The 26,864-nt window shown below is 69.8% G+C and carries 24 protein-coding genes; 14 read left to right on the forward strand and 10 right to left on the reverse strand.

Going from position 1 to position 26,864, the window contains the following annotated elements:
- Positions 1-7: 7 nt before the first annotated feature.
- Both FOH10_RS22400 and lepA read right to left on the reverse strand, forming a co-directional pair.
- Positions 8-2,356 (reverse strand): hypothetical protein, encoded by a 2,349-nt coding sequence (locus FOH10_RS22400; RefSeq protein WP_143982200.1) that lies wholly within the window; start codon positions 2,354-2,356, stop codon positions 8-10.
- A 331-nt stretch (positions 2,357-2,687) separates the two neighbouring features.
- Positions 2,688-4,625, reverse strand: coding sequence for a translation elongation factor 4 (lepA, locus tag FOH10_RS22405; protein ID WP_411157830.1), 1,938 nt, complete (start codon positions 4,623-4,625; stop codon positions 2,688-2,690).
- Between the two features lie 44 nt (positions 4,626-4,669).
- Between lepA and FOH10_RS22410 the strand changes: the two genes are divergently transcribed.
- From FOH10_RS22410 to FOH10_RS22430, 5 genes are all read left to right on the forward strand, one after another.
- Positions 4,670-5,251 carry a type II toxin-antitoxin system PemK/MazF family toxin gene (locus FOH10_RS22410; RefSeq protein ID WP_143982202.1) on the forward strand — a complete coding sequence of 194 codons (582 nt, stop codon included), beginning with the start codon at positions 4,670-4,672 and terminating at the stop codon, positions 5,249-5,251.
- 105 nt (positions 5,252-5,356) lie between these two features.
- Positions 5,357-6,802 carry a serine/threonine-protein kinase gene (locus tag FOH10_RS22415; protein ID WP_244961330.1) on the forward strand — a complete coding sequence of 482 codons (1,446 nt, stop codon included), beginning with the start codon at positions 5,357-5,359 and terminating at the stop codon, positions 6,800-6,802.
- A complete protein-coding gene (locus FOH10_RS22420) occupies positions 6,789-8,027 on the forward strand; it encodes a DUF7373 family lipoprotein (RefSeq protein ID WP_143982203.1) in 1,239 nt (412 codons plus the stop codon). Before FOH10_RS22415 ends, FOH10_RS22420 begins: the two co-directional genes overlap by 14 nt.
- Before the next feature lie 8 nt (positions 8,028-8,035).
- Positions 8,036-9,481: a serine/threonine-protein kinase gene (locus FOH10_RS22425; protein WP_143982204.1), complete on the forward strand. Its 1,446-nt coding sequence runs from the start codon at positions 8,036-8,038 to the stop codon at positions 9,479-9,481.
- 12 nt (positions 9,482-9,493) lie between these two features.
- Positions 9,494-10,774 carry a DUF7373 family lipoprotein gene (locus tag FOH10_RS22430; RefSeq protein ID WP_143982205.1) on the forward strand — a complete coding sequence of 427 codons (1,281 nt, stop codon included), beginning with the start codon at positions 9,494-9,496 and terminating at the stop codon, positions 10,772-10,774.
- Between the two features lie 16 nt (positions 10,775-10,790).
- Here the strand turns inward: FOH10_RS22430 and FOH10_RS22435 are convergent, their stop codons facing one another.
- The 4 genes from FOH10_RS22435 to FOH10_RS22450 form a co-directional block, all read right to left on the reverse strand.
- Complete coding sequence (locus FOH10_RS22435; protein ID WP_143982206.1) at positions 10,791-11,570, reverse strand: aquaporin; 780 nt, start codon at positions 11,568-11,570, stop codon at positions 10,791-10,793.
- Between the two features lie 80 nt (positions 11,571-11,650).
- Positions 11,651-12,481, reverse strand: coding sequence for a transglutaminase family protein (locus FOH10_RS22440; RefSeq protein ID WP_039811282.1), 831 nt, complete (start codon positions 12,479-12,481; stop codon positions 11,651-11,653).
- Between the two features lie 8 nt (positions 12,482-12,489).
- Entirely contained in the window at positions 12,490-13,458 is a 969-nt protein-coding gene (locus tag FOH10_RS22445; protein WP_143982207.1) for an alpha-E domain-containing protein, read from the reverse strand.
- 13 nt (positions 13,459-13,471) lie between these two features.
- Entirely contained in the window at positions 13,472-15,175 is a 1,704-nt protein-coding gene (locus FOH10_RS22450) for a circularly permuted type 2 ATP-grasp protein (protein WP_081592303.1), read from the reverse strand.
- A 232-nt stretch (positions 15,176-15,407) separates the two neighbouring features.
- On the opposite strand from FOH10_RS22450, the gene rpsT reads away from it, so the two are divergent.
- From rpsT to holA, 9 genes are all read left to right on the forward strand, one after another.
- Positions 15,408-15,671 (forward strand): 30S ribosomal protein S20, encoded by a 264-nt coding sequence (gene rpsT, locus FOH10_RS22455; protein ID WP_029927256.1) that lies wholly within the window; start codon positions 15,408-15,410, stop codon positions 15,669-15,671.
- 201 nt (positions 15,672-15,872) lie between these two features.
- On the forward strand, positions 15,873-16,478 hold the full coding sequence (nadD, locus tag FOH10_RS22460) for a nicotinate-nucleotide adenylyltransferase (protein ID WP_029927252.1): 606 nt from the start codon (positions 15,873-15,875) through the stop codon (positions 16,476-16,478).
- On the forward strand, positions 16,475-16,894 hold the full coding sequence (gene rsfS / locus FOH10_RS22465) for a ribosome silencing factor (RefSeq protein ID WP_143982208.1): 420 nt from the start codon (positions 16,475-16,477) through the stop codon (positions 16,892-16,894). The genes nadD and rsfS overlap by 4 nt, the downstream gene beginning before the upstream one ends.
- Before the next feature lie 29 nt (positions 16,895-16,923).
- Positions 16,924-17,550, forward strand: a complete 627-nt coding sequence (locus tag FOH10_RS22470; RefSeq protein WP_039811415.1) for a histidine phosphatase family protein — start codon at positions 16,924-16,926, stop codon at positions 17,548-17,550.
- On the forward strand, positions 17,540-18,412 hold the full coding sequence (gene octT, locus FOH10_RS22475) for a diglucosylglycerate octanoyltransferase (protein WP_143982209.1): 873 nt from the start codon (positions 17,540-17,542) through the stop codon (positions 18,410-18,412). The genes FOH10_RS22470 and octT overlap by 11 nt, the downstream gene beginning before the upstream one ends.
- Positions 18,409-19,251, forward strand: coding sequence for a DegV family protein (locus FOH10_RS22480; RefSeq protein ID WP_143982210.1), 843 nt, complete (start codon positions 18,409-18,411; stop codon positions 19,249-19,251). The genes octT and FOH10_RS22480 overlap by 4 nt, the downstream gene beginning before the upstream one ends.
- 96 nt (positions 19,252-19,347) lie before the next feature.
- On the forward strand, positions 19,348-20,466 hold the full coding sequence (locus tag FOH10_RS36085) for a ComEA family DNA-binding protein (protein ID WP_280525732.1): 1,119 nt from the start codon (positions 19,348-19,350) through the stop codon (positions 20,464-20,466).
- A 440-nt stretch (positions 20,467-20,906) separates the two neighbouring features.
- Positions 20,907-22,397, forward strand: a complete 1,491-nt coding sequence (locus FOH10_RS22490) for a ComEC/Rec2 family competence protein (protein WP_244961331.1) — start codon at positions 20,907-20,909, stop codon at positions 22,395-22,397.
- 104 nt (positions 22,398-22,501) lie between these two features.
- A complete protein-coding gene (gene holA, locus FOH10_RS22495) occupies positions 22,502-23,476 on the forward strand; it encodes a DNA polymerase III subunit delta (RefSeq protein ID WP_039811291.1) in 975 nt (324 codons plus the stop codon).
- Positions 23,477-23,498: 22 nt separating this feature from the next.
- On the opposite strand, the gene FOH10_RS22500 is transcribed toward holA, so the two are convergent.
- The 4 genes from FOH10_RS22500 to FOH10_RS22515 form a co-directional block, all read right to left on the reverse strand.
- On the reverse strand, positions 23,499-23,930 hold the full coding sequence (locus FOH10_RS22500) for an acyl-CoA thioesterase (RefSeq protein WP_143982212.1): 432 nt from the start codon (positions 23,928-23,930) through the stop codon (positions 23,499-23,501).
- 74 nt (positions 23,931-24,004) lie between these two features.
- A complete protein-coding gene (locus FOH10_RS22505) occupies positions 24,005-24,388 on the reverse strand; it encodes an SseB family protein (RefSeq protein ID WP_143982213.1) in 384 nt (127 codons plus the stop codon).
- 65 nt (positions 24,389-24,453) lie between these two features.
- Positions 24,454-25,968 carry a vWA domain-containing protein gene (locus tag FOH10_RS22510; RefSeq protein WP_143982214.1) on the reverse strand — a complete coding sequence of 505 codons (1,515 nt, stop codon included), beginning with the start codon at positions 25,966-25,968 and terminating at the stop codon, positions 24,454-24,456.
- Between the two features lie 4 nt (positions 25,969-25,972).
- Positions 25,973-26,857: an AAA family ATPase gene (locus tag FOH10_RS22515; protein WP_029927231.1), complete on the reverse strand. Its 885-nt coding sequence runs from the start codon at positions 26,855-26,857 to the stop codon at positions 25,973-25,975.
- Positions 26,858-26,864: the final 7 nt, after the last annotated feature.

Below are 26,864 nucleotides of genomic sequence, written 5' to 3' on the forward strand. Positions count from 1 at the left end.
CCGTCGATCACAACAGCGTGATGTCGTGGGAGCCGGATACCGGGTGGTGGCTCTCCGCGAGGGTGGCGTCGGGCATGAGCTGCGTGGACAGCGCGCCGCCGGGGTAGGCGAGCGAACTGCCGTAGGCGAAATCGTCGTGGCCGCCGTACAGCGCGGCGTGGTACCCGCCGTCCTGTACGTCCGCGATGGGCTTCGCGGGCTGCGGTGCGATGGACGGTTTGACCAATGTCGGCGCGGGCTGCGGCATGGGCTCGGGGGTGACCACGCCGGGTCCGGTGCCGAGACCGCCATCCGTGCCGAGATCCGGTGCGGGCGTGGGCGCTACGGTCGGCACGTCCAGATCCGGGGTGTTGCCGTCGGGCAGGTCGACGCTCGGCTGCGGGGCACTGATGGACGGCACCTGCGTCGGGCCCGTATCGATATCGTCCGGCTGGGTCGGGGCGACGTCGATCCCGGTGCCGGGAGACGGGACCGGAGGCGTGGTGGTCGGCACGTTCCCGGTCGGGGTGCCGGAGCCGCCGTCGGTTCCCGGCGCGGTGGTGCCGCCGTCGGTACCGGGCGCGGTGGTGGTGCCGCCGTCGGCGCCCGGTGCGGTGGTGGTGCCGCCGTCGGTGCCCGGCACGGTGGTCGTGCCGCCATCGACACCCGGTTTGGTCGTGGCCGCGCCGCCGGTGCCCGGCACGGTGGTGGACGCACCGTCGGTGACGCCGGGGAGTTCGGTGGTCGCGGTGTCGGTGCGGCCCGGCAGTGTGGTGGGCGCGCCCGGGGTGGGGGTGAGCAGCCCACCCGCGTCGGTGGTGTTCGGGGTGCTGACCTGCGGTCCGGTCGTCGGCGTCGACGCGCCGCCGGTGGGCGTGGTCGGCTGGGCGATCACGGTGGCCGTCGGCTGCTGCGGGGTGGTGGTCTCCGTGGGCCGGGTGGTGTCGAGCAGCGCGGGTGCGGCGATGGCGGGCGCGGTCAGCGGCGACGGCCCCTCGGGCGCGGCCAGCACATTGGCGATCGGCTTGGTGGCGGCATCGGGCTGGATGGTGGTCTGCCACGGGGTGGCGGTCACCGGCTGGGCGACGATCGCCGGAGCGACCGGCGCGGGCGCGACCGGCACCGGGATGGGCGCGGCGGGCGCGACCGGGGCCGCGGCGACCGGGGCCGGAGCGACCGGCGCGATGGGGGCGGCCGGAGCCACCGGAGCCACCGACACCGGGGCGACGGCGGGCGCGACCGCCGGAGCCACGGGTGCGGGGGCGGCCGGAGTACCGACCGGAGTCGGTCCGGTCGCGCTCGGCGCCGTGCCGGGTACCGGATTGGCGCCCGTGCCAGGCGAATTCGCGCCCTGTCCGCGCAGCCCGGACAGCCCGCCGACGGACTGGTCGACCGCCCCGGAGCCCTGCGTGGCCGCCGGGTTGATCTTGGACGGATCGGACAGCGCATCCTCGACCGACTGGTTGAACCGGTCGAGCTGATCGCCGACATCACCGACGCCGATCTCGATGTTCATATGCGAGTCGACCCACACCCCGTCGAGGCCGACGTGCATCGAGAAGCCGGTATCGGTCGTGACGACCACACCGAAGTTCTCGCCGATGCCATCGAAAACGCCGCTGTCCACACCGTTTCCGGAATTCACGGGGCCGAAGCCGCCGCCGTTCATCCCGGGCAGGTTGAGTCCCTCGGTGCCGGGCAGCTTCAACCCCTGCCCGAACTGGTTCCACAGCTGCTGCGGTTCGTCGAGACCGGGCATCCCGAAGCCGTGGTCGCCGTCCGGCCGTCCGAGTCCGGCCGACGGGTCGAATCCGGCGGGACGCTGGAGACCCGCGGACGGGTCGAAGGCCTCGGCGGGCCGGCCCGGCCCGGTGGCGGGGTCGAAGGCGCTCGGCGGCTGCCCGATCCCCACGGACGGGTCGTAGGCCGATTGCCCGAGCCCGGCGGACGGATCGAATCCGGTCGGCTGCCGCAGTGTCGCCGAGGGATCCCAGTCGGCGGTGGGGTTGTGCCCGTATCCCGGCACGCCGTGCTGGCCGAAATCGGTCGGGAACAGGCCCGCGTCGGTGCCGAGCTGTTCGGCGACCGGCTCGATACCGCCGAGCAGCGGGGGCACGGACTCCGGGTCCAGTTCGGGGAAGGTGATGACGGGACTGGGTGCGTCGGGTTCCGGATCGTCGGGTTGGGCCCAGCCGACATTGCGGCTGTCGTGGGAATCGCCGGTGCGGTCGGGGCTGCCGTTGGCGGCGATGAGCGCGCCGCCGGTGACGTACGCTCCGGCCCTAGCCACGCGCGAGATCCCGGTGGCCAAGCGATACGCGGTGTCCGCGTCCTCGCCCGGACCGGCCTCGTCGTCGAAGGACTGGTCACGCGTCATACAGGCTCCGCTCTCGGGTGTTCCGGCGGCTCCGGAGCGCCCGCCGAAAATCGGATCGTTTCACACCTTATTTCTCGCAAACCGGCCTGTCACATCCTCCAGGTCATGTGAGGTGTGCACACCGATGCACCGGATAGCTTGTCATCCGCCCTATACGGACGCCAAGCCCCAGTTTTCGCCTGCTTTCGAACCTTACGAAGGTTTAAGACAGGGGCGCGGGCTGCCCACACCCTGTACCCCGGCGGCGGAACACGCAACCCCCGGAAACGCCGGTGCCCCGCCACCCATGGGCAGCGGGGCACCGCGAGTTCGCACTACCGCGTCGGACGCGCTACTTCTTCGGCTTGTCCGAGGTCGACTCGGTGGACAGCGCCGCCACGAAGGCTTCCTGCGGCACGTCGACCCGGCCGATGGTCTTCATGCGCTTCTTGCCCTCCTTCTGCTTCTCGAGCAGTTTGCGCTTGCGCGAGATGTCGCCGCCGTAGCACTTGGCCAGCACGTCCTTGCGGATGGCGCGGATGTTCTCGCGGGCGATGACCTTGGAGCCGATGGCGGCCTGGATGGGCACCTCGAACTGCTGGCGCGGAATGAGTTCGCGCAGTTTGGTGGTCATCTTGTGCCCGTACGCCTGGGCGGCGTCCTTGTGCACGATGGCGGAGAAGGCGTCCACCGCCTCGCCCTGGAGCAGGATGTCGACCTTCACCAGCGCGGCCTGCTGCTCACCGGCCTCCTCGTAGTCGAGCGAGGCGTAGCCGCGAGTGCGCGACTTCAGCGAATCGAAGAAGTCGAAGATGATCTCGGCCATGGGCAGCGTGTACCGCATCTCCACACGGGTCTCGGACAGGTAGTCCATGCCGAGCAGCTCACCGCGCCGACTCTGGCACAGCTCCATGATGGTGCCGATGAACTCGCTGGGCGCGATGATGGTGACCTTGGTGACCGGCTCGTAGATCTCGCGCACCTTGCCCTCCGGCCAGAAGGACGGGTTGGTGACGACGTGCTCGGTGCCGTCCTCCATGATCACGCGGTAGATCACGTTGGGCGCGGTGGAGATGAGGTCGAGCCCGAACTCGCGCTGCAACCGCTCGCGGGTGATCTCCATGTGCAGCAGGCCCAGGAAGCCGCAGCGGAAGCCGAAGCCCAGCGCCACCGAGGTCTCCGGGACGTAGGTCAGCGCGGCATCGTTGAGCTGCAACTTGTCCAGTGCGTCACGCAGATCCGGATAGTCGGAGCCGTCGAGCGGGTAGAGGCCGGAGTACACCATCGGCCGCGGTTCGCGATAGCCGGTGAGCGCCTCGGCGGCCCCGTCGCGCGCGGTGGTGACGGTATCGCCGACCTTCGACTGGCGGACGTCCTTCACGCCGGTGATGAGGTAGCCCACCTCGCCGACACCCAGCCCCTGGGTCGGTTTGGGTTCGGGCGACACGATGCCGATCTCCAGCAATTCGTGGGTCGCGCCGGTGGACATCATCTTGATCTTGGTGCGCGGGGTGAGCTTGCCGTCCACCACACGCACATAGGTGACGACGCCGCGATAGGTGTCGTACACGGAGTCGAAGATGAGCGCCCGCGCGGGCGCGTCGGCCACGCCCACCGGCGGCGGCACCTCCGCGATCACCTTGTTCAACAGCTCGGTCACGCCCACCCCGGTCTTGCCCGAGACGCGCAGCACCTCCTCCGGCTCGCAGCCCACGATATGGGCGAGCTCGGCGGCGTAGCGGTCCGGATCGGCGGCCGGGAGGTCGATCTTGTTCAGGACCGGGATGATGGTCAGGTCCTTGTCCAGCGCCAGATAGAGATTGGCGAGGGTCTGCGCCTCGATGCCCTGCGCGGCGTCGACGAGCAGGATCGCGCCCTCACAGGCTTCCAGCGCCCGCGACACCTCGTAGGTGAAGTCCACGTGTCCCGGCGTGTCGATGAGGTGCAGGACGTAGTCCTCCCCGTCGACCTGCCAGGGCAGGCGCACGTTCTGGGCCTTGATGGTGATACCGCGCTCACGCTCGATATCCATCCGGTCCAGGTACTGGGCGCGCATCTGCCGCTCCTCGACCACCCCGGTGAGTTGCAGCATGCGGTCGGCCAGCGTGGACTTGCCGTGGTCGATATGCGCGATGATGCAGAAGTTCCGGATCCGCGCGGGATCGGTGAACGTCGTGTCCGCGAAGCTTGGCACTCCACTCCTCAGGTGATCGGTGAACTGCCGTCCATCGTCCCATGGTCGGCCGATGTGACCGTGCCCCGGTCCGGTCCGGCCGGTCCACCGCCGCATCCTGCCCGGATGAGAACCCGGCCCGCCCCCGTTAAGCTGCCGACATGGCGGGCACGTGGAACGCTCTCGGAAAGCAGCTGGGTCTGATCGCGAAAGAGCAGGGCTCTCAGATCGTCAAGCGGCAGGCGCCGAAGCTCATCGGACGGGTACAGCGGTCGTCGGTGCTGTCGCGGACGATCCAGTCCCTCGGCGGCACCCGCAAGGCCCCGGGCGTGGCGGTGCGGCCGACGGCCTCGGTGGGGGTGCCGAGCACCGAACGCGCGCGGCGCATCGTCTACAGCCCCCAGCTGGACGGCCGCGCCGACCCCGGCGAGATCGTCTGGACCTGGGTCCCCTACGAGGAGGACCCCGACAACGGCAAGGACCGCCCCGTCCTGGTGGTCGGCCGCGAACGCGACACCCTGCTGGGCCTCATGCTCTCCTCCAACGCCGACCACGACCGCCACCACAACTGGGTGGGCATCGGATCCGGACCCTGGGACCACGCCGGCCGCGACAGCTGGGTCCGCCTCGACCGCGTCCTCGACGTCCCCGAGGCGGGCATCCGCCGCGAGGGCGCGATCCTGCCCCGCAAGACCTTCGACCGGGTGGCACACCGCCTCTGCGCCGAATTCCATTGGCACTGAGGCCGGTCGCGGCAACCACGGCTCAGGCCGAATGGTCTTGACGGTTCCCGCATCGCCGCCGACACTCACTGAGTGCGGGCGGGAGAGGTGTTTGCGGGCTATCGCGTGGAACGCAAGCTGGGCGCGGGGGGAATGGGATCGGTCTACCTGGCCCGACATCCCCGCCTGACGCGCCTGACCGCGCTCAAGATCCTCTCCGACAACACCGGCTCCGACGACGAGTTCCGGGCCCGCTTCCTGCGGGAGGCGGAACTGGCCTCGCGCCTGGCACATCCCAATGTCGTGGCGATCCTCGACCGCGGAGTCTTCGGGGAGTCGTTGTGGATCGCCATGCAGTACGTCGACGGCACGGACGCCGCCCGCCTGCTGCGCGGATTCCCGGGCGGTATGCCACCGCAGCGCGCGGTCCACATCGTCACCGAGGCGGCGCGCGGTCTCGACGCGGCCCACGACGCGGGTCTGCTACACCGCGATGTGAAGCCCGCCAATATCCTCGTCTCCCCGTCCACCGAAGGCCCGGACCGCGTGCTGGTCACCGACTTCGGCATCGCGCGGGCGCTGGACGAGAACACCATCCTCACCGCCGCCGGTGATGTGCTGGCGACCGTGGCCTACGCGGCGCCGGAACAGTTGCGCGGCGAACCCCTCGACCACCGTGTCGATGTCTATGCGCTGGGCGCGACACTGTGCGAACTGCTCACCGGCACCAAGCCGTTCCCACGAGGCACCGCTGCCGCGGTCATGCACGCGCATCTGACGGAACCCCCGCCGCGCCCCAGCACCGTGAATTCGACCGTGCCGCACCGGTTGGATCGCGTGATCGCCCGGGCCATGGCGAAGGATCCGGCGCAGCGATACCAGAGCTGCGGCGATCTGGCCGCCGCTGCCAATGCGGTACTGCGCGGCGAGCCCGTGCTGAGCGTCACCCGCGCACGTCGGCCCGCCGGGCGCACCGTCGCCGCGGTCGTCGCGGCCGTGCTGGCACTCCTGATCGGCACCACCGCCTTCGTGCTGGGCACCGACGGCGCGGGACGAGACCAGACAGACTCCGTGACCACGGCTTCCGGGGCACCTCCGGTCGACGGCTCCAACCCCTGGGGCACAGCGGGATTCGTGGTCGCCGCCTTTCCCGACCTACTGCCGCGCTCCCCCGTCGGCAGCGGTTATCGAGGACTGTGGTGCGACGTGCTGAGTACGGACTTCCGGCAAATACCCTTGGACGTACGAACACCCCAGGTCAACCTGATGTGCACCGGCGATGGTGATCCCCTCGACACAGTGTGGGTGAGCTGCCTGGCCAACCGCCTGCCCTGGCCCGAACGCCCCTGGGACAGGGCCACCAAAGCCGGCGAAGAAGCCTGGACGCGCCCCTCCGGCACCGGCCGCATCGAGTGGGGCGACGCGGTTCCGGCACCCGGCGAAGCATCCCAGGGACAGCTGCGCATCAGCTTCGACGACTCCGATCGAACCTTCTGCGCGATAACGCTCTTCGCCGCGGGCGCGTCGGGGCGGCAACTGCGCGATGGCTGGTGGGCGAATGCTCCGCTCTGACCATCGCCTCGCCGGTGTGGCGGCGCTGTGCGCGGTCGCCGTGCTGGCGGCCGGACTGCTGTGGGGCGCGCGTACCGTCGAGGGAACGCCGACCACCGCCGACATCGATCTGGCCACACTGGATTTCGGCGATCTGCGCGGCGAATCCCTGACCGAGCCCGGCAACGACAACGACCGATACGGCCGCATCATCGAATCGGCACGCATGGCCGAAGCCGTCGTCGATCCTCGCGACATCGATGCCGACCTGTATCCCTATCAGCCGAGCCTGCTGCCGAAGCCGAAGGACACCATCGGCTTTCTCGCCGACGTCGCCCGCCCGATCCTGGTCGAGCACGGCATGCTGGCCGGTTACACGGTGATGGGGCGCCCCGACTGCCAAGGCGAGCACTGCCGCGATGCGAGTCGATCGGTGCGGGTGACGGTCCTGCGGATGCCGGACGAGTCGGCTGCCCGCGCCGCGGCGACCGCGATCGAAGCGGCCGACTTCGCCGTCAACCCCGAGAACACCGCGGTCACACTGCCGGAATACCCGGCTGCCCAAGGACACTGGCGACCGACGGTACCCACGCTCGGCATCGTCGTACCGCACGCCAGCTTCCTCGTCGCGCTGTTCGTCACCCACCCGACCCCGGACCTGGCCGCGCTGACCGGCCTGGCCACCGCCACGCTGAAGGCGGAACTGCCGGTGCTGGACCGGTTCCAGCCCACTCCGGCGGCCGCGCTGTCCGACCTCGCGCTCGACACCGACGGGATGCTGCGGCGCATGGTGCCCACCGAACCCGGCGAGTGGCCCTATCCCTACACCACTCGGATGCACGGCGATCGAGAGGCGGGGGCGGGCGCGTATCGCGAGTCCAGTGGCGTGGTCTACGCCGGTACCGGAGCCAACCACTGGATGTCGGTGGATCCACGGACCTACGGCGTCCAACGCACCGAGATCGAGAGTCTGGCGGTGGTGGATCGACGCTGGCTGATCCGCTTCCGGGATGCTGCCGCCGCGCGCCGAGCCGCCGCGCGGGAGTCCGAGCCCTCCGCCCGCCAGACCCCGATGGCGCCGCCTCGCATTCCCGACACGGCCTGTTTGCGAGCGGAGGGCATCGTACCCACCTACTACTGCGTCGTTCGGGACGGCCGCTATCTCGCGATGGTGCGCGCCATGGACGAGAAGTCCGTGCATCAGATGGCCGCCGCCCAGTACGCGCTATTGGTTCGGAACCGGTAGGAGCCCCGATGCGCGCAGTGACTCCGGGGGCGGTGGTGGCCGGGTATCGCATCGAGCGACGCCTCGGTACCGGCGGAACCGGCAGCGTCCATCTGGCCCGGCATCCCCGGCTCCCGCGCCACGACGCGGTGAAAGTGCTGTCGCGGGGCGCGGATCCGGAATTCCGTGCCCGCTTCCTGCGCGAGGCCGATCTGGCGGGTCGCCTCGACCATCCCAATATCGTGGCCATCTACGATTGTGGCGGCGAGGGCGACATGCTCTGGATCGCCATGCAATACGTCGACGGCTCGGATGCCGCGGAATTGGTACGCCGTCATCGCGGCGGCCTGCCCGCGGAGCGGGCGGTCGCCATCGTGACCGGCGCCGCACGCGGCCTCGATCACGCGCATCGTGCCGGACTGTTGCACCGGGACGTGAAGCCCGCCAACATCCTGGTCGAGCGCGGAGCACCCGGGGCGGAGCGGGTATTGGTCACCGATTTCGGAATCGCCAGGGCGACAACGGAAACGGATGCTCGCACGGCCGCAGGCAGACTACTGGCCACACTGGCTTTCGCCGCGCCGGAACAAATCAACGGCGGTGACCTCGACCCGCGCACCGATGTCTACGCCCTGGGCTGCACGCTGTACCAGTTGCTCACCGGCTCGGTGCCGTTTCCGCGAGAGACGGCGGCGGCGGTGATGAACGCGCATCTCACCGCGCCCCGTCCACGACCGACCGATATCGTCCCTGATCTGCCGAGCGGCCTGGACATCGTCATCGCACGGGCGATGGCGACGAATCCTCAGGAGCGCTACGGCAGTTGCGGCGAACTGGCGGCCGCCGCGGCGGCCGCGTTGCGCGGCGAACTCGTGGCGTCACCCCTAACCCGCCGACGCAACCGGCGCGCGTTCGCGATCGCCGCCGTCGGTGCCGCCGCGCTGATCGTGATATCCGGCGCGGTCGTGGTCGCCCAGCGCGTCGGTGGTTCCCATGAGAAACCCGTGGCCACGCCCCCAATCACCTCCGCCGTCTCCCCATGGGGTACGGCCGGGTTCATCGTCGACGCCTTCCCCGGTCTACTGCCCGCAACCCCATCCGATCGCGGCCACGACGACTTGCGCTGTACCGCCGCCGACAACGCCAACGAGGCGGTAGCCGCCGACGTCGTGCTGGAGCAGCCGCGGATCGTCTGCATCGGGCGCGTGTCCGCCCTGTGGGTGAGCTGCCGGCGCGACCGCTCGCCCATGCCCATCGAGGATCCGCCGGCCCGGGTGATCGGCCGCGAATCCTGGTCGCGGGCGTCCGGATCCGGGCACCTCATCTGGTCGGACCTCACCACCGACGGAGTCGAACGCGGTCGTCTCGACATCTGGTTCGACGACGACGACCGCGAATTCTGCAAGCTGTGGACAACCGGGGCGGGCTCGGGACGCGAGCTGTACGACCGATGGTGGCCGACGGCCCCGATCTAGCGAGGACGGTGGATGAACGAGGTCAGTGAGCCCGGTGGGCGCACGCGGCTGTGCGCGCGGATGGCGGTCACGGCGGCCGTGCTGCTATCCGGGCTGCTCGGCGGCTGCGCGGAGACCGTCACCGGCACCGAACGGATCGCCACGCCGGATCTGAGCACGCTCGATGTGGGCGAACTGCGCACCCATCCGGTCAGGGTGCCGTCCAATGACAACGACACCCACGGGCGCGTGCTCGAATCCGCCCGTCTGTCGGAGGCCGTGATCAACCCGCCTGATATCGATCCGGCGCTGATCTACGGCACGTCCACGCTGTTGCCGACGCCCGGGCGCGTCTCGGTGCTGGCCCCCGAGGTAGCCATCGAGCCGATCGCGAACTTCGGAATGATCGCCGGATACACCGTGACCGGCAGTGATGTCACCGGCCAGGAACCACGGGTGGGCGAAGCAAAGGCCATGCGGTTCACGGTGCTGAGCTTCCGCGACGACGACATCGCGCGGATGGTCGCGGGGCGAATAGACGAGGCCGATATCGCGCGCACCCCCGATGCCGTGCGCGTCCACGTGCCGGGACACCCCGGGGCGTACGCGCATTGGCGGGATCGATCCCCGATCCTGTTCACCACACTCGCGTACCGGTCCTTTGTCATCGTGGTCTTGGCGGCGGATCGGACGCGCGACGAGGCGGCGCTGACCACGCTCACCGCGAATGCGCTCACCGCTGAACTGCCCCTGCTGGACGCCTTCGAACCGACCCCGCCGGACAAACTGTCCACCATGCCGTTCGACGACGACGCCATGCTGCGTCGCATGCTGCACCCGGACGAAGACCGTTGGCCGTATCCTCTCGCCGACGCGAACGGCACCGCGCAGGACGACTCGTCCTGGCCGGACGAGGGCTGGGGCAGTGGCGTCGTCTACGGGCCGCGCGGGGTGAGCCACCTGCTCGGACGCAGTCCCGAAGGCCGCGACAATCCGGGCGCCGGGGTCGAGCGGGCCGCGTTCATCGGCAGCCGGTGGCTGCTTCGGCTGTCCGATCCGGCACGGGCGCGCGCAATGAACGTGCGCCTGACGAACACCAGCCAGCACGAGGCGGTGACGCCGCCGAGCGGGGTGCCCGACAGCGCGTGCTTTCGCAATCCCGCCGTGACCGACGCCCAGCGCGAGAGCCGCTACTACTGCTTCGTTCTGGACGGGCGCTACTGGGCCATCGTCTCGGCAGCCGACGAACCAACGGTCAAGCAGCGCGCCGCCGCGCAGTACGCGCTGCTGGTGAACGCCCGCTCGATCACCTAGGACGGTACGGGCGGTCTCAGCTCAGCGGATTGCGGGAGCGGCCGAAGATCAGGCCGTAGACCAGTGCGCCGAGTACGCCACCGACCAGCGGGAAGACGATGAACACCCAGACCTGGGCGGCCGCGCCGTCCTGGTAGAAGGCCACCGCGAGGCTGCGGGCCGGGTTGACCGAGGTGTTGTCGATGGGGATCGAGATGAGGTGGATGACCGCGAGGGTGATGCCGATCGACAGGCCCGCCAGCGGGACATCGGAGATCTGGTCGGTGGAGGCCAGCACGACGAAGACCAGCAGGGCGGTCAGGATGACCTCGACGGTGATGGCGGCCGCCAAGCCGTAGCCGTTGAGGGTGATGCCCGCCAGCTCCGTGGCCGAGGGGCTGTGCGCGCCCCAGCCGTTCGCCCCGAGACCGTCCTCGGCGCGATCGTAGGAGGGTAGGTTCTGGGCGATGGCGTAGATGACCGCACCGGCGATGAGACCGCCGATGACCTGCACCAGCATGTACGCGCTCGCGACCAGGGCGGTGACCCGGCCGAGCAGGAACTGCCCGACGGTGACCGCCGGATTCACATGGCACCCGGAGATGGGTCCGATGGCGTAGACCAGGAACAGCAGGGTGAATCCGAACGCCAGCGCCACCCCGAGCGCGCCGACCCGGCTGCCCGCGAAGACCGCGGTGCCGACACCGCCCAAAACCAGGACGAAGGTGCCGAACGCCTCGGCGAACAGCTTGCGCCCGAGCGACACTTCCTCGAATTCCGTGAGATCCTCGACGACTTCCTGCGCTGTGGGAGACATCAGCCACCTTCCCGGATCGTCCCCGCCGGTCGCGGAGAACTCCTGTGTTCCGCTACATCAGGCATCACGTACATCAGGCATCAGGCGAGGCGGGTGATCTCCACCACGACCTCGAGATCGGTCGAACCACTACCGGAGAAGATACCTTTGAGCGGCGGCACATCGGCGTAATCACGGCCCACCCCGATCGCGACGTGTTGCTCGGTGACCGGAATGTTGTTGGTCGGGTCGTAGCCCCACCACTGCCCGGTCCACGCCTCCACCCAGGCGTGCATCTGCCCGGCGACCGTCCGCCCCACCGCACCGGCCGGATCGGGATGCAGATAGCCCGACACGTAGCGGCTGGGAATGCCCATGCCGCGCAACAGCAGCAGGGTCAGATGCGCGTAGTCCTGGCAGACGCCGCGACGTTCGGCGAACGCCTCCACCGCACTGGTGTGCACGGAGGTGGTCCCGGCCAGGTAGGACATTTCGCGGTGCACCCATTCAGCCGCGCGCACAACGGCTTTGGCGGGCGCGACGCCGCGGGTGAGCTGCCGCGCCACCGTGCCGAGCCGCCGGTCGCGCGGCACATAGCCGGTGGCGGTGAGCAGTTCGTCGTAGCGGTCGACGACGGGTTCGGACCGCAACCGCTCCCAGGGCAGTTCCTCCTCCGGGCTCGCGAACGGTTCGGTCTCCACCACCGAGGAACCGGTGACCTCCAATTCCGTATGCGGGGCATGCAGATCGAAGGCCGTGACGGTGGTGCCCCAGTAGTCGACATAGCGGTAGGAGCGGGTGGAGGGCACCGTCTCCACGCGATTGAGGATGACGTTCTGCCGGCTGTCGGCGCGCGGGGTCAGCCGCGCCTCGTTGAACGACCGCATGACCGGGGCGTCGTACACGTATCCGGTGGTGTGCACCACCCGCATCCGCCAACTCACAGCGCCTCCTCGATCACCCGGTCGCGATGCCCGTGCAGCCCCGTCCACGCCACCCACGATTCGGCGTGGAAGTACTGCAGCGCCACCGCCTCCCCCACGTCCCGGCAGGACTGCTGCAACCACAGCAGCCGGTGGTGCAGATCCTCCAGCAGCACGCCCGAGGGCAGGAATTCCAGTTCGCTGCGCGCCCGGCCGAGCAGCCGGTGTGCCTCGTAGCGCGCGGCGAAACGACTGCCCGGGCGCTGATCCAGTTCCTTCAGACAGGTTTCGGCCACCCGCAGCGAATGGAAGACCGAGCGCGGGAAGAGCCGGTCCAGCAGGATGAATTCGGCGATGAGGGTGGCGTCGATGACGCCGCGGTGGGTGCGCAGATACGGGTCGTGCGCGCCGACCGAACGCAGCACCGTCACCCAGGCCGGAGAGGAGGTGCGGTCACCGGCGCGGGAGAGCAACAGCCGCACCGTCATATCCACGCGCTCGATGGAACGGCCGAGCAGCAGGAACCGGTAGCCGTCGTCGCGGCTGAGGGTGGAATCCGACAGCCCGCCGAACATGGCGGCGCGGTCGGTGATGTAGCGGCAGAACTCGTGCGGCCCCAGCGACCGGGCGGCGCGTTCGGCCGTCGCCAGGCCGTTGTAGGTGGCGTTGAGGCACTCCCACATCTCGGTGGAGGTGACCTCCCGCGCCCCACGGGCATTCGCGCGAGCCCGTGCGATCGAGTCGACGATCGACCCGTCGTTGTCGCGGTCGAACGCGACCAACTCGGTCACCGACCACACGTCGAGTTCGTTCTCGGGCAACTCGATCCCCAAGACCCGCAGGAGAACTCGCGAGGTGCGGTCCGGGTCCACGGTCGCGTCCTCGAGCAGTTGGTGGACCGTGACGTCGAGAATGCGCGCGGTGTAATCCGCGCGCTCGACGTAGCGGCCGATCCAGTACAGGGATTCGGCATTGCGCGCCAACATGTTCCGAATCACCTCACGTATTCGGTAGTCGCCCTTCGTTTCGGTGCGCCGCCCGCGGCGCTGGGGACGGGCGCATCCGCTGTGCCTGCTGTTGTTGCTGCTGTTGCTGATTGCGCACCGGCGCGGTCTCGGGGGACTGGTCGCGCTCGCGGTCGATGGCCAGCTCACCCACCAGCTCGGTGCCCGCGAGCTCGCGTTGTTCCCCGGAGGTGCGCGGGGCCAGCACCCAGGTGTCCTTGCTGCCGCCGCCCTGGCTGGAGTTCACCACCAGGGAGCCGTCCGGCAGCGCCACCCGCGTCAATCCGCCCGGCAGCACCCAGATGTCGTCACCGTCGTTGACCGCGAAGGGGCGCAGGTCCACGTGCCGCGGCAGCAACTGGTCGCCGATCTTGGCGGGGACCGTGGACAGCTGCACCACCGGCTGCGCGATCCAGCCGCGCGGATCGGCGCGGATCTTGCGGCGCGCGCCCTCCAGCTCCTTGGCGGTGGCGTCGGGCCCGATGACGATGCCGTAGCCGCCGGAACCCTCGACCGGTTTCACCACCAGTTCCGCGATGCGGTCGAGCACCTCGTCGCATTCGGATTCCTCCCAGCAGCGGTAGGAGTCCACATTCGGCAGCACCGGCCGCTCGCCCAGGTAGTACTCGATGAGGTCGGGCACGTAGGTGTAGATGAGTTTGTCGTCGCCGACGCCGTTGCCGACCGCATTGGCCAGCACCACGGTTCCGGCGCGGGCGGCATTGAGAATGCCCGCCACCCCGAGCATGGAGTCGGGCCGGAACTGCATGGGGTCGAGGAAGGGGTCGTCGATGCGGCGGTAGACGACGTCCACCTGCCGCTCCCCCGCCGTGGTGCGCATGTAGACCACATTGTCGCGGCAGAACAGGTCGCGGCCCTCGACCAGTTCCACGCCCATCTGCCGAGCCAGCAGCGAATGTTCGAAATAGGCGGAGTTGTAGACGCCGGGGGTGAGCACGACCACGGTCGGGTCGGCCTCGTTCGGCGCGGCGGCGGCGCGCAGGGCGCGCAGCAGATGCGTCGGATAGTCGCCGACCGCGCGCACCCGGTGCGAGGCGAACAGGTCGGGGAAGACTCGCGCCATGGTGCGGCGGTTCTCCATCACGTACGAGACCCCGGACGGGGAACGCAGATTGTCCTCGAGCACCCGGAAGTCACCGCGTTCGTCGCGGACCAGATCGATGCCGGCGACGTGGATGCGGACACCGTTGGGCGGCACCAGCCCGGCCGCCTCGCGGTGGAAGTGCCGACAGGAGGTGACGAGGCGTTTGGGCACCACTCGGTCGCGCAAAACCATCTGTTCGCCGTAGACGTCGGCGAGGAATGCCTCCAGCGCCCGTACCCGCTGTTTGATGCCGCGCTCGAGTTTGGTCCATTCGGTGGCGGCTATCACCCTCGGCACCAGGTCGAGCGGGAACGGCCGCTCCTGTCCGGACAGCGAGAAGGTGATGCCCTGGTCGACGAAGGCGCGGGCCAGCGCCTCGGCCCGCCCGGCCAGATCGGCCACGTCGATCTCCGAGAGTGCCGCGAAGATCCCCCGGTAGGCGGCGCGAGCGCGGTCGCCGTCGAACATCTCGTCGTAGGCACGGTCGTATTTGCCCGGCCGGTAGCCCTCGAACACTCCCACGGCGTCGCCGACTTCGGCGCGGCCGATCGGTGGAGCGGCCGCGGCCGAACGCGCGGCAGCGGCGGGAGTCATGCAAAAATAGTCCATCACGCGGGAGCAACACGCAGGTGGACACAGGTAAATTTCTTGCATCTTCCGCGATCCGGTCGGTTTCGAACCGTGATCGGCGACCGGGCCGATTTCGTCCGGCGGTACGCCGCCTGGTAACCTCGACCGTCGGTGCTGCGCTACAGGAAGTAGTGCGCGCCCCGCAGACTTTGCATCCCGCGTAAACCACCAAGCGAAGGAACACGAGGAAACAGGCGTGGCCAACATCAAGTCCCAGATGAAGCGGATCCGCACCAACGAGTTGGCGCGGCAGCGCAACCAGTCGGTCAAGTCCGCGCTGCGCACTTCGATCCGCAAGTTCCGCGAGGCCGCCGCGCAGGGCGACAAGGACCAGGCCCTGACCCTGCTGCGCTCGGCCAGCAAGAGCCTCGACAAGGCCGCCTCGAAGGGCGTCATCCACGCCAACCAGGCCGCCAACAAGAAGTCGGCGCTGTCGCTGGCGTTCAACAAGCTCGGCTGATTCACCCCCGGCTGATACACCCCGGCGTACCGCCGGAAGCTTACGCATAGCCGCCGTGGCCACGACGACCACGGCGGCTTTTGTCGTGCCCGCACCGCCGCAGGCCGTCGACGCGGATTCGCCGCCGGTGTGCCGGTCTCGAAACGCCCATCGGTAAGCTCGGCATTCGTGCATACGACGGGTCGCCGCAAGTTGGGGGTGATGGGCGGCACCTTCGACCCCATCCACCATGGGCATCTGGTTGCCGCGAGTGAGGTCGCGCATCGGTTCGAGCTGGACGAGGTCGTCTTCGTGCCGACCGGGCAGCCGTGGCAGAAGGCGGGCAAGAAGGTCAGTCCGGCCGAGGACCGGTATCTGATGACGGTGATCGCCACGGCGTCCAATCCGCGGTTCTCCGTGAGTCGGGCCGATATCGATCGCGGCAAGATGACGTATACCGTGGATACCCTGCGCGACCTGCGGGAACAACATCCGGACGCGGATATCTACTTCATCACCGGTGCTGACGCGCTGGCGAACATCCTGACGTGGCAGGATTGGGCGGAGTTGTTCGAGTTGGCGCGATTCGTGGGCGTGAGCCGGCCGGGGTACGAATTGAATGTCGATCATCTGGCCGAACACCTTCGCGACTACCCCGCCGACGCGGTCACCATGATCGAGATCCCGGCCCTGGCGATCTCGTCGAGTGAGTGCCGGAAGCGGGCTGGAGAGGGGCGTCCGGTGTGGTACCTGGTGCCGGACGGGGTTGTGCAGTACATATCCAAACGGCATCTGTACGTGCCGGAGAACGGGAAGGTTGCAGGGTGAGCGCATCGGTCGAGGCACTGGAGATGGCGCAGGTCGCCGCGCGGGCGGCGGACGAGAAGCTGGCGTCCGATGTGTTGGTGCTGGATGTTTCCGAGCAGCTGGTGATCACCGACTGCTTCGTGATCGCGTCCGCGCCGAACGAGCGGCAGGTCAACGCGATCGTCGACAATGTCGAGGAGAAGCTGCGGGAGGCCGGGCGCAAGCCGGTGCGTCGCGAAGGCACCCGCGAGGGGCGTTGGGCGCTGCTCGACTACTCCGATGTGGTGATCCACATCCAGCACAATGACGAACGCGACTTCTACGGCCTCGACCGGCTGTGGAAGGACTGCCCGCAGGTGCCGGTGGCGGGTATCGGCGACGGCGCGGCCCGATCCGAGCGCTCGGCCGATGAGAACGAGGCCGGGGACGACGAGTGAGCAAACTTGCCGGGGTACGCCGGTTGATCATGTTGCGGCACGGGCAGACCGAATGGAACGCCTCCGATCGCATGCAGGGCCAGATCGACACCGAACTCAGTGAGCTCGGCCGCCGCCAGGCCAAGGACATCGCCCGCGACCTATCCGACTGCGGTGCCATTCGCATCGTCTCCTCGGACCTCAAACGCGCCCACGACACCGCCCTCGCGGTCGGCGACAGCATCGGCCTGCCGGTGACCACCGACCCGCGGCTGCGCGAGACCAGCCTCGGCGAATGGGAGGGCCTGACCCATATCGAGGTCGACGCCATGGCTCCGGGTGCGCGCGTCGCCTGGCGCATGGACGCCACCTGGACCCCGCCCGGCGGCGAATCCAAACTCGAGGTCGGCCGCCGCGCCCTGCCCGTGGTGCACGAGCTGTTCACCGAGCGGGCGGATTGGCCGGGTCGTACCATCATCCTGGTCGCGCACGGCGGGCTCATCGCGGCGCTGACCGCGGCTGTACTCGACCTGCCGCCCCAGAACTGGCCTGCCCTCGGCGGGCTCGCCAATACCAGTTGGGTGCAGCTGAGCAGCCACGGTCCGAGCCTCGAGCAGCCCGGGTGGCGACTCGATGTGTGGAACGCGGCGGCGAAGGTAGCTCCTGATGTCCTCTGAGTTGGACGGTGTTTCCGGCGAACGGCAGGTATCCGACGAACTGCTGCGGCGGGCGTCGGAGGTGAAGCAGGTCCGGCATCTGCCGGACGCGCTGCTCGGCGCACCCGCGCCCGCGCCGGAGCCCGATACCGGCGGCGAGCGGCCGGTGCTGCTCGTCATCGCCGACTCGCTGGCCTACTTCGGCCCGCAGGGCGGACTGCCCGCCGACCATCCCCGGATCTGGCCCAATCTGGTTGGAGCCGAACTGGATTGGGATGTGGAGCTGGTGGCGCGCATCGGCTGGACCTGCCGCGACGCCTACTGGGCGCTGATCGGCGATCCGCGGGTGTGGGCCGCCGTGCCACGGGCCGCCGCGGTGGTGTTCGCCACCGGCGGCATGGATTCGCTGCCCTCCCCGCTGCCGACCGCGGCACGCGAGCTGATCCGCTACATCCGGCCGCCGTTCCTGCGACGGCAGGTGCGCACCGGATACAACTGGTTGCAGCCCAAGCTGTCGCACCTCGGCTACCCGGTGGCGCTGCCGCCGTCGGTGAGCGTGGACTACCTGGAGCAGGCGCGAAACGCGTTGGCGCAGTTGCGGCCCGATCTACCGGTGGTGGGAACGCTGCCGTCGGTGCACGATTGCGAGGCGTACGGACGGGTGCACCGCGGGCGCGATCCGCAGGTGCGCGCCACCCGGGCCTGGGCCGCGAAAAACGATGTGCCGCTGGTCGACCTCGGGGAGGCGGTGCGCGACAACATCTTCTCCGGCGACGCCAATCCCGATGGCATCCACTGGGGTTGGGCGGGGCACGACGCCGTGGCGCGGGCCATGGTGAAGGTGCTGTCGGAGCTGCGGTCCAGCGAGGTTCGCACTGCATGACCGTGGTGGTTGTGACCGACTCGTCGGCCAGTCTGCCCGCCGACCTCGTCGCCGACCTCGGCGTGCTGACCGTCCCGCTGCACGTGCTGGTGGATGAGCGCCAGTTCCGGGACGGGGTGGACGAATTCGATATCGACTACGGTTCGTCGGCGGTGACCACCTCGGCGGCGTCGCCGGGGGAACTGCGCGAGGCGTACGAGCGGGCGCTGGAACTCAGTGCGGGCGACGGCGTTGTGGCCGTGCATCTTTCGCGGCAGCTGTCGGGGACCTGCGAGGCCGGGCGGCAGGCGATCCGGGATATGAATGCCGCGAACCGGGTGCGGTTGGTGGATTCGCTCAGCGCCGGACTGGGCACCGGGCTGACGGTGCTGGCCGCGGCGCGGCGGGCCCGCGACGGTGGATCGCTGGACGTGGTGTACGACGCGGCGGTGGCGGCCTCGGTGCGGGGACGGGCGTTCATCGTGGTCAATCGCACCGAACAACTGCGCCGCGGCGGCCGATTGTCCAGTGCGGCGGCATTTTTCGGGACCGAACTGGTGACCAAGCCGATCCTGCAGATCGTCGACGGTCGGATCGAACTGCGGGAGAAGGCGCGGACCCGCTCCAAGGCGATCACCAAACTGGTGGCGGCGGCGGTGGACGCGGCGGGCGAGGACGGAGCCGCGGTGGCCGTGCAGCATCTGGGAGCCGAGGAGGCCGCCACCACGGTGGTCGAGCAACTGCGCGAACTCATTCCCGGCATTCGGGAAATGATCGTGACCGAATTCGGGCCCACGCTCGGGGTACATCTCGGCATGGGGGCCGTGGGTGCCCTGGTCGTCCCCGGCGGGTGCGGCTGAACCGCGGTTCTCCACAGCCCCTGAGCTATCCACAGACTTTTCGAAAGCCCAGGTCGGATCGGTTGGACCGAGATGCGGCGGCCATACCGTGGCCGCATGTCGCACATCGATGAGAGTACGCAGGTCCGCAGACGACTCGACACGCTGAGCGGACCCGAACCACCCCGCTCCGGGCGCTGGGACGAGAACGAACTGGAATCCGACGGGCGCGCGGGGGTCTGGCACGAGCGGCTGCTGCCCGAACGCCTGCGCGGGACGCGGTGGGACCCGGGACAGCGCGGGGTGCTGGCGCTGGCCGGGGTGGGGTTGCTCGCGGTATTGATCGCGGGGGCGATGGCGCTGCGCGACGGGCCGGTGACGCGGGCGGTGCCGCCGGTCGCGGCGGTGCGGACCGAGGTGGTGGCGAGTGGGGTACCGGGCGCGCCGCACGGTGTGACGGGCGCTGCGAGCGGGGCTCAGAGTGCTGGACCGGACGCCTCGAACGGCGGGCCCGGAGCGCTCGGGGCTGAGCCAGGTTCGACGGGGGCCGGTCCGGATGCCTCGAATACCGGGCGGGGCACAGCGGGGGCCGGGCCGAATGCGGCCGGTGCCGCACCGGGAGCGATGGGGGTCGGGTCCGGAGCGGCGGGTGTCGGGCCGGTGGGCAGTGGCGCGCACGGACCCGTCGATCCCGGACTGGCCGCACCGCCCGGCGCGGACGACCCGACCGGCAGCAACGGCCACTCGGCCAGTGGAGTGGTCGTCGTAAGCGTCATCGGCCTCGTCGAACGCGGTGGGCTGCTGCGCTTTCCGACCGGTGCGCGCGTGGCCGACGCCCTGGCCGCGGCCGCACCCCGCCGGGACGCGGACCTGTCCGGCCTGAACCTCGCCCAGTATCTGTCCGACGGCGACCAGATCGTCATCGGCCGCACCGGACCGAATCCCACTGCCCCGCAAGCGGGCAGCAGCATCGTCGGCGCGCAGGCGCAACACCCCGACACGCCCCGCACTCCCTCCGGCGCACCCCGCCCCACCGCCACGACCACCATCGTGAACCTCAACACCGCCACCGAGGCCGAACTCGACGCCCTCCCCGGCATCGGACCGGTGACCGCCAAGGCGATCATCGCCTGGCGCACCGAACACGGCCGTTTCGGCTCCGTCGACCAACTCGCCGACGTCCAGGGCATCGGACCGTCCCGCCTCGAGCGGCTGCGCGGGTTGGTGACGGTATGAGCGGCCCGCCCGACGACGGGGCGGGACCGCCGGGGGCAGACACAACCCCGTCAACCGCGTCCAGAGCGGCCACGACCCCGACAGCCGAGGCTTCGACAGCCACGCCTGCGGCTGTGGTGACACCGGAGGCCACGGTTCCGGCAACGGCGGCCACGGCGGCAACCGATGCGGCTCCGGTTACCACGATTCCGGCGGGTACAACGCAAGCGGACACGGCCACAACGATTCTGACTCCAGCGGCTGAAGCAACGACGACCTCGGCACCGGCGGCGACGGCTGCGACACCCAGGACTCCGGCCCCGGCTGCCACGGCTGCGGGGGTTGCCGCGGCAGCGGGGACTGTGGGAGCAGCGGGAACAGCGGAAGTTCCGGAAGCAGCGGCTCGGAGGGGTGGGGGTGCGGGTCGAGGTGCGGGGGCGGCCGCATCGGACCGGTGGGCGGTGGAACCCGAGCAGGTGGTGGATGCGCGGCTGGTTGGTCCTGCGCTGTGTTGTTGGGCGGCAACCATTGTCGGGGTGGTGGCGGGGTGGCGGGTCGGGGCGGTGCTCGCGGCGGTGCTGCTGGGGGTGGCAGTCCTGCTGTGGCTTCGGGTGGCGCGTGGCGCGCGATGTGGTCGGCAGGGGTTGTCGGCCGCTCTGGCCACCGTGCTGATCGGTGCGGGGTTCGCGGCGGCCGCGGCCTGGCACGACGGCCGGGCGGCGGCGCATCCGCTGCGCGACCTGGATCGGGGAGCGCACGTGTGGGCGACGGTGATCCCGGTGGACGATCCGAAGGCGTTGTCCGCCAAGGCGGTGCGCGGCAAGCAGTGGCTGGTGCGGGCGCGGCTCGCCGAATACCGGTACGGCGCGGACACCGTGCGCGTGGGTGGGCGGGTGCTGGTTCTGGCGCACGGGGACGCCTGGACCCGCCTGCTGCCCGGTCAGCGGGTGACGTTCCGCGCCAAGGTGTACCCGCCGTGGCGGTCGGATCTCACGGTGGCGGTGCTGCGGGCGCAGGGACCGCCGGCGGGCATCGGCCCGCCGCCCGGATGGCAGCGGATCGCGGGCGCGGTGCGCGCGGATTTCGCCGAATCCGCCGCTCGCGCACTGTCACCCGATGCGGCGGGCCTGCTACCGGGTCTGGTCATCGGCGACACCTCGCGTCTACCCGACCACGTCCGCACGAATTTCCGCGAAACCCATCTCACCCACCTGACCGCCGTCAGCGGAGCGAACGTCACGATCCTGCTCGGCGCGGTGCTGCTGTCCCTGCGCGCACTCACCGTCGATCCCCGGGTGGCCGCCGTCGTGGCCGGTGCCGCCCTCGTCATGTTCGTGATCCTGGCCCGCCCGACGCCGAGTGTGCTGCGCGCGGCCGTCATGGGCGCGGTCGCACTGCTGGCCCTGTGCACCGGCCGACGCAAACAGGCGCTACCCGCCCTGTGCACGGCCGTCATCGGCCTGCTCGCGTGGTCCCCCGAACTGGCCGTCGACGCGGGCTTCACCCTCTCGGTACTCGCCACGGCGGGCCTCGTCCTGCTCGCCCCGGGCTGGTCGGAATGGCTTCAGGCCCATCGCTGCTGGCGCGCCCCCGCCGACGCTCTCGCGGTATCCGCCGCCGCCTTCGTCGTCACCACCCCCGTCATCATCGCCCTCACCGGCCACCTCAACCCGCTGGCCATCGCGGTCAATGTACTGGTGGCCCCGGTGGTCGCCCCGATCACCGTCCTCGGCGCGCTGGGCGCGGTCTTCGCATCGCTGTGGGCCCCGCTGGCCCATCTGGTGCTGTACGGCACCGCGCCGCCGCTCTGGTGGCTGCTCACCGCTTCCGAGCACGCGGCCGCTCTCGGCACCTCGTTCACCGTGCCAGCGGGCACCGGATCGGGTTTGGTCGCCGCTGGGCTGTGCGTGCTCATCTATATCGTGGGGCGGCGTATCGCCCGGGCGCGATAGCCGACACCCGATGGCGGGTGCGGCCAATTCGCCCGCGTCCACCGCACGCCGCCACCGTCGTACCGCCCGGCGGCCTGTCGGTGTGGCCTCGTAGGATCGGCTGCGTGACCGAACGCCCCGCGCCTCTGCATCTCGTGCTCGGTGAAGAAGAGCTGCTCATCGAGCGGGCCGTCAGCGCGATCACCGCGCAGGCGCGGGCGGTGACGGAGGATCCGGATGCCATGCCGGTGGATCGGATGCGGGCGGGGGACGCCAGTACGGCCGAACTGGCGGAAATGCTGAGTCCGTCGCTGTTCGCCGAGGACCGGGTGATCATTCTGGAGTCCGCGGCCGAGGCGGGTAAGGACGCGGTCGGGGTGATCCAGTCGGCCGCCGCCGCGCCGCCGGACGGCGTGGTGCTGGTGGTGCTGCACACCGGCGGCGGGCGGGCCAAGGCGCTCGCGCCCGCGCTGCAGAAGGCGGGCGCGGTGGTGCACAACTGCGCCAAGCTCACCAAGGCCAATGAACGAGCCGAGTTCGTGCGCAACGAATTCCGCGCCGCCGGGGTGCGGGCCTCCGCGGACGTGGTGCAGACACTGCTGGAGGCCGTGGGATCGGATCTGCGCGAACTGTCCGCCGCCTGCTCACAGCTGGCCGCCGACACCGGCGGCAAGATCGACATCGCGGCGGTGCGCCGCTACTACTCCGGCAAGGCGGAGGTCTCCGGCTTCGACGTCGCCGAACTCGCGGTCTCCGGTGACCGCCCGGCCGCCATGGAGGCGCTGCGCTGGGCCACCGACCGCGGCGTCCCCGCGGTCCTGCTCGCCGACGCCCTCGCGGACTCGGTCCACACCATCGCCCGGGTCGGCTCCGCCGGCCTCCGCGCCGACCCGTTCAAAATCGCCCCCGAACTCGGCATGCCCCCCTGGAAGGTCAAAAAGGCCCAAGCCCAGGCCCGCGGCTGGACCCCCGCCACCATCGGCGACGCCCTCCAGGTGGTCGCCACCCTCAACGCCGACGTCAAAGGCGGCGCCGCCGACACCAACTACGCCCTCGAACACGCCCTCGCCCGCATCCTCGACCTCCGCGACCACGCCTGACCAGATAGCCCTCGGCCCACCCCTACAGACCCAGGATGGTGGGATCCTTCGCCCGAGCCGCCCAGACGGCGGCCGGATCGGCGACCAGGGTGCGCCGTTCCAGATCCAGCAGACCGCACACGTAGCTGAGGGTGGCGACCAGCTCGCCGTCCGGACGGCGCAAGGTGTTTTCCACGCGATAGGTCTTGCCCCCGCCCCAGACCCAGGCGCAGGTCACGTCGACACAATCACCGACCCTCAGCTCCCGATGGAATTTGATCACGGCTTCGAGATTCACCGGGCCGAGTCCGTCACGGAGCAGTTCGGACACGGAAACTCCAGCGGCCTGAACACATTCGAAGCGCGAGTGATCCGCGTACTGCTGATACGCCGCGCTGGTGACGTGCAGCTGCGGGTCGATATCGGAGATCCGGACGTCGATGCGAATACGGAATTCATCAGACAGAGTCGTCACCTGCTACACACTGGCAGAGACCACCGACAGACTCGCTCCCGCGATGAAGCCGACGGCGATGGTGCCGATACCGCTCAGGCGTCCGTTTCGCGCACGGTCGGGGGGAAGGCCATGGGTGATGTGCCCTGTATATCCACCGCGATGCCGGTCGGGTTGGGGCGGGTGGCGGCGAAGTCGGTGAGGTGCGCGCCGGTGAGGGTTTGGTAGGGGTACGGGTGTTCGGGGGTCAGGGCGTCTCGCGCTGCCAGCCAGCGTGCGTATTCTTCGGCGTCGGTGAAGGCGCAGATCCAGTCGATGCCGCCGTAGGTCGAGGTGGTGATGCGGCGGTCGGGAGTGAGGGGGATGAGGAGGACGGCGTCGTGGAAGGTGTGGCGGAGGGCGGTCGGGTTGCCGAAACCGGCGTAGAAGGCGGCCACTTCCGCGCGGAAGGCGGGGGTGGTCGGGCCGAAGTCGATCATGGTTCGTCCTGCCAGGCACGGGGTTTGGCGAGGCAGTAGGCGAGCCATTCGTCCATCGCGTCTCCTCAGATCGGCAGTAGGCGGCCGACCACGGCGGTCAGCTGGCGGGCGTTGCGGCATTCGTGCATCTCGACGATCTCGGCGTACTTGCGGGCGGCGGAATCGCCGGTGCCCCACATCTTCTCGGCCTCGGGGTTGAGCCAGTAGGAGTGTTTGGCGGTGGCGGCGAGACCGCTCAGCACCGCCAGTTCCGGATCGCGGTAGTTGGTGCGGGCGTCGCCGAGGATGAGCAGGGAGGTGCGACTGGTGACGGCGTCGGGGAAGTCGTCGGCGAAACCGCGCAGGGCCGAACCGTAGTCGGAGTGGCCCTCGATGCCGACCACCCGGGTTTCGGTGAAGATGCGCTTGGTCACCTGGTCGAGCGGGGTGACCTGGTCGAACAGGCCGGTGACCTCGTCCACGCGGTCGACGAAGGCGAAAATCCGCACCCGCGAGAACTGTTCGCGCAGCGCGTTCACCAGCACCATGGTGAAGCTGGAGAATCCGGCCACCGAACCCGAGATATCGCACAGCAGTACGAGATCGGGGCGGCCGGGACGCGGTTTGCGGGTGACCAGGTTGACCGGCACCCCGCCGGTGGACATGGATTTGCGCAGCGTCTTGCGCAGGTCGATCTCCCCGCGCCGCGCCCGACGACGGCGGGAAGCCAAGCGGGAGGCCAGCACTCGCGCCAACCGCTGCGAACTGCGGCGCAGTTCGGCCAGTTCGTTCTCGGACAGACGCAGGAAGTCGGCGTCCTCGGCCTGGCGCTGCACGCCGTAGGTGGCGACCCGCTCCCGGCCCAGCCGTTCGGCGACGCGGCGGCGGGTCTCGGCCTCCACGGTGCCGCGAAACGCCTTGACCCGCTGGCGGGCCGCGCGGCGCGCGACCTCGTTGTCGAACTCCGACGGTGCGGCATCGGTGTCCATGCCCGCGGCCAGTCCCGCCAGCAGCTTGCTCACCAGCAGTTCCGGCTGCAGATCCTTGAGGGCCTGATAGGCGGAGAAGGACGGCCCGGAGGCGGACTGGTACTGCCCCATCTCCTCGACCAGCTGCGCGGCCAGCAGCTGCAACTGCCGCGCCCGCTCCCCGGACGGGTCCTGAGCCAGCAACTCGCCCAACATCTTCCGCAGCGCGATGATGTCCACCGAACCATCGGGCCGGTGCGGGATCTCGATGTCCTCGGCTCCGACCCGCTCCCCCAGCGCTGCCGGGAACCACAGATCGAACAGCCCGTCGAAGGTGGTGCGCTGGCTGGTGCGCCGCAGCAGCGCGCACGCCAACCCCTCGCGCAGCACCTCGCGGTCCATGAGATCCAGGACGGTGACAACCCGCCCGGCATCCACGGTCTCGGACGGTCCGACCGGAATCCCCCTGGCGCGCAAGGCTTCCACGAAGCCGACCAGATGGCCGGACAGACCGTGCGGCGCGGTCGGCCCGAGTTCGGCCGGCCCGCGCGCGCCGGGGGCCGAACCGCCGCTCACCGCGCGCTTGGCGGCAGAGACCAGCGCCCGCGGAGTGTTGGGTACGCCGCCGACCATGACGTCACGCCAACTTCAGCTCATTGAGCGCGCGTAGGTGGTCGGCCTGGTGTTTGAGCACCACGCCGAGGGTGGCGCGCACCGTCTTCTCGTCCAGATCCTTGGCTCCGAGGGCGAGCAGGGTGCGCGCCCAGTCGATGGATTCGGCCACCGACGGCAGCTTCTTCAACTGCATGCCGCGCAGCACGTGCACGATCCGCACCAGCTGCGCCGCCACCGCGGGCTTCAGCTCGGGCACCCGGCTGGCCAGGATGCGTCGCTCCAATTCCTCGTCGGGGAAGTCGATGTGCAGGTACAGGCAGCGCCGTTTCAGCGCCTCGGACAGTTCGCGGGTGGCGTTGGAGGTGAGCACCACGAACGGGCGGCGCGAGGCGGTGATGGTGCCCAGTTCCGGGACGGTGACCGAGAAGTCGCTCAGCACCTCCAGCAGCAGACCCTCGATCTCGACATCGGCCTTGTCGGTCTCGTCGATGAGCAGCACCGTCGGATCGGCGCGCCGGATGGCGGTCAGCAGCGGCCGGGAGAGCAGGAACTCCTCGGTGAAGACGTCGGCTTTGGTTTCGGCCCAATCGTTCTCCGAGGACGCCTGGATGCGCAGGATCTGCTTGGCGTGGTTCCACTCGTACAGCGCCCGCGATTCGTCGACACCCTCGTAGCACTGCAACCGCACCAGTTCGGCCCCGGCGACCTCGGCCACGGCCTTGGACAGCTCGGTTTTGCCGACACCGGCCGGTCCCTCGATGAGCAGCGGCTTGCCGAGCCGGTCGGCGAGGAATACCGACGTGGCGGTGCCCTTGTCGGCCAGGTAGCCGGTGCGGGCGAGACGCTCGATCACATCGTCGACCGACGAGAAGATCGGCTCCTGGATGGGAGTGGATGTCGGAGCCAAGGGTGCT

Source organism: Nocardia otitidiscaviarum (assembly GCF_007362295.1).
GTDB lineage: Bacteria > Actinomycetota > Actinomycetes > Mycobacteriales > Mycobacteriaceae > Nocardia > Nocardia otitidiscaviarum.

Excerpts from the sequence above, each read along its gene's own strand:
- FOH10_RS22400 (WP_143982200.1), bottom strand. The coding sequence starts at position 2,356 with ATGACGCGTGACCAGTCCTTCGACGACGAGGCCGGTCCGGGCGAGGAC.
- lepA (WP_411157830.1), bottom strand. The coding sequence starts at position 4,625 with ATGCGGCGGTGGACCGGCCGGACCGGACCGGGGCACGGTCACATCGGC.
- FOH10_RS22410 (WP_143982202.1), top strand. The coding sequence starts at position 4,670 with ATGGCGGGCACGTGGAACGCTCTCGGAAAGCAGCTGGGTCTGATCGCG.
- FOH10_RS22420 (WP_143982203.1), top strand. The coding sequence starts at position 6,789 with ATGCTCCGCTCTGACCATCGCCTCGCCGGTGTGGCGGCGCTGTGCGCG.
- FOH10_RS22425 (WP_143982204.1), top strand. The coding sequence starts at position 8,036 with ATGCGCGCAGTGACTCCGGGGGCGGTGGTGGCCGGGTATCGCATCGAG.
- FOH10_RS22430 (WP_143982205.1), top strand. The coding sequence starts at position 9,494 with ATGAACGAGGTCAGTGAGCCCGGTGGGCGCACGCGGCTGTGCGCGCGG.
- FOH10_RS22435 (WP_143982206.1), bottom strand. The coding sequence starts at position 11,570 with ATGTCTCCCACAGCGCAGGAAGTCGTCGAGGATCTCACGGAATTCGAG.
- FOH10_RS22440 (WP_039811282.1), bottom strand. The coding sequence starts at position 12,481 with ATGCGGGTGGTGCACACCACCGGATACGTGTACGACGCCCCGGTCATG.
- FOH10_RS22445 (WP_143982207.1), bottom strand. The coding sequence starts at position 13,458 with ATGTTGGCGCGCAATGCCGAATCCCTGTACTGGATCGGCCGCTACGTC.
- FOH10_RS22450 (WP_081592303.1), bottom strand. The coding sequence starts at position 15,175 with ATGACTCCCGCCGCTGCCGCGCGTTCGGCCGCGGCCGCTCCACCGATC.
- nadD (WP_029927252.1), top strand. The coding sequence starts at position 15,873 with ATGGGCGGCACCTTCGACCCCATCCACCATGGGCATCTGGTTGCCGCG.
- FOH10_RS22470 (WP_039811415.1), top strand. The coding sequence starts at position 16,924 with ATGTTGCGGCACGGGCAGACCGAATGGAACGCCTCCGATCGCATGCAG.
- octT (WP_143982209.1), top strand. The coding sequence starts at position 17,540 with ATGTCCTCTGAGTTGGACGGTGTTTCCGGCGAACGGCAGGTATCCGAC.
- FOH10_RS22480 (WP_143982210.1), top strand. The coding sequence starts at position 18,409 with ATGACCGTGGTGGTTGTGACCGACTCGTCGGCCAGTCTGCCCGCCGAC.
- FOH10_RS36085 (WP_280525732.1), top strand. The coding sequence starts at position 19,348 with ATGTCGCACATCGATGAGAGTACGCAGGTCCGCAGACGACTCGACACG.
- FOH10_RS22505 (WP_143982213.1), bottom strand. The coding sequence starts at position 24,388 with ATGATCGACTTCGGCCCGACCACCCCCGCCTTCCGCGCGGAAGTGGCC.
- FOH10_RS22510 (WP_143982214.1), bottom strand. The coding sequence starts at position 25,968 with ATGGTCGGCGGCGTACCCAACACTCCGCGGGCGCTGGTCTCTGCCGCC.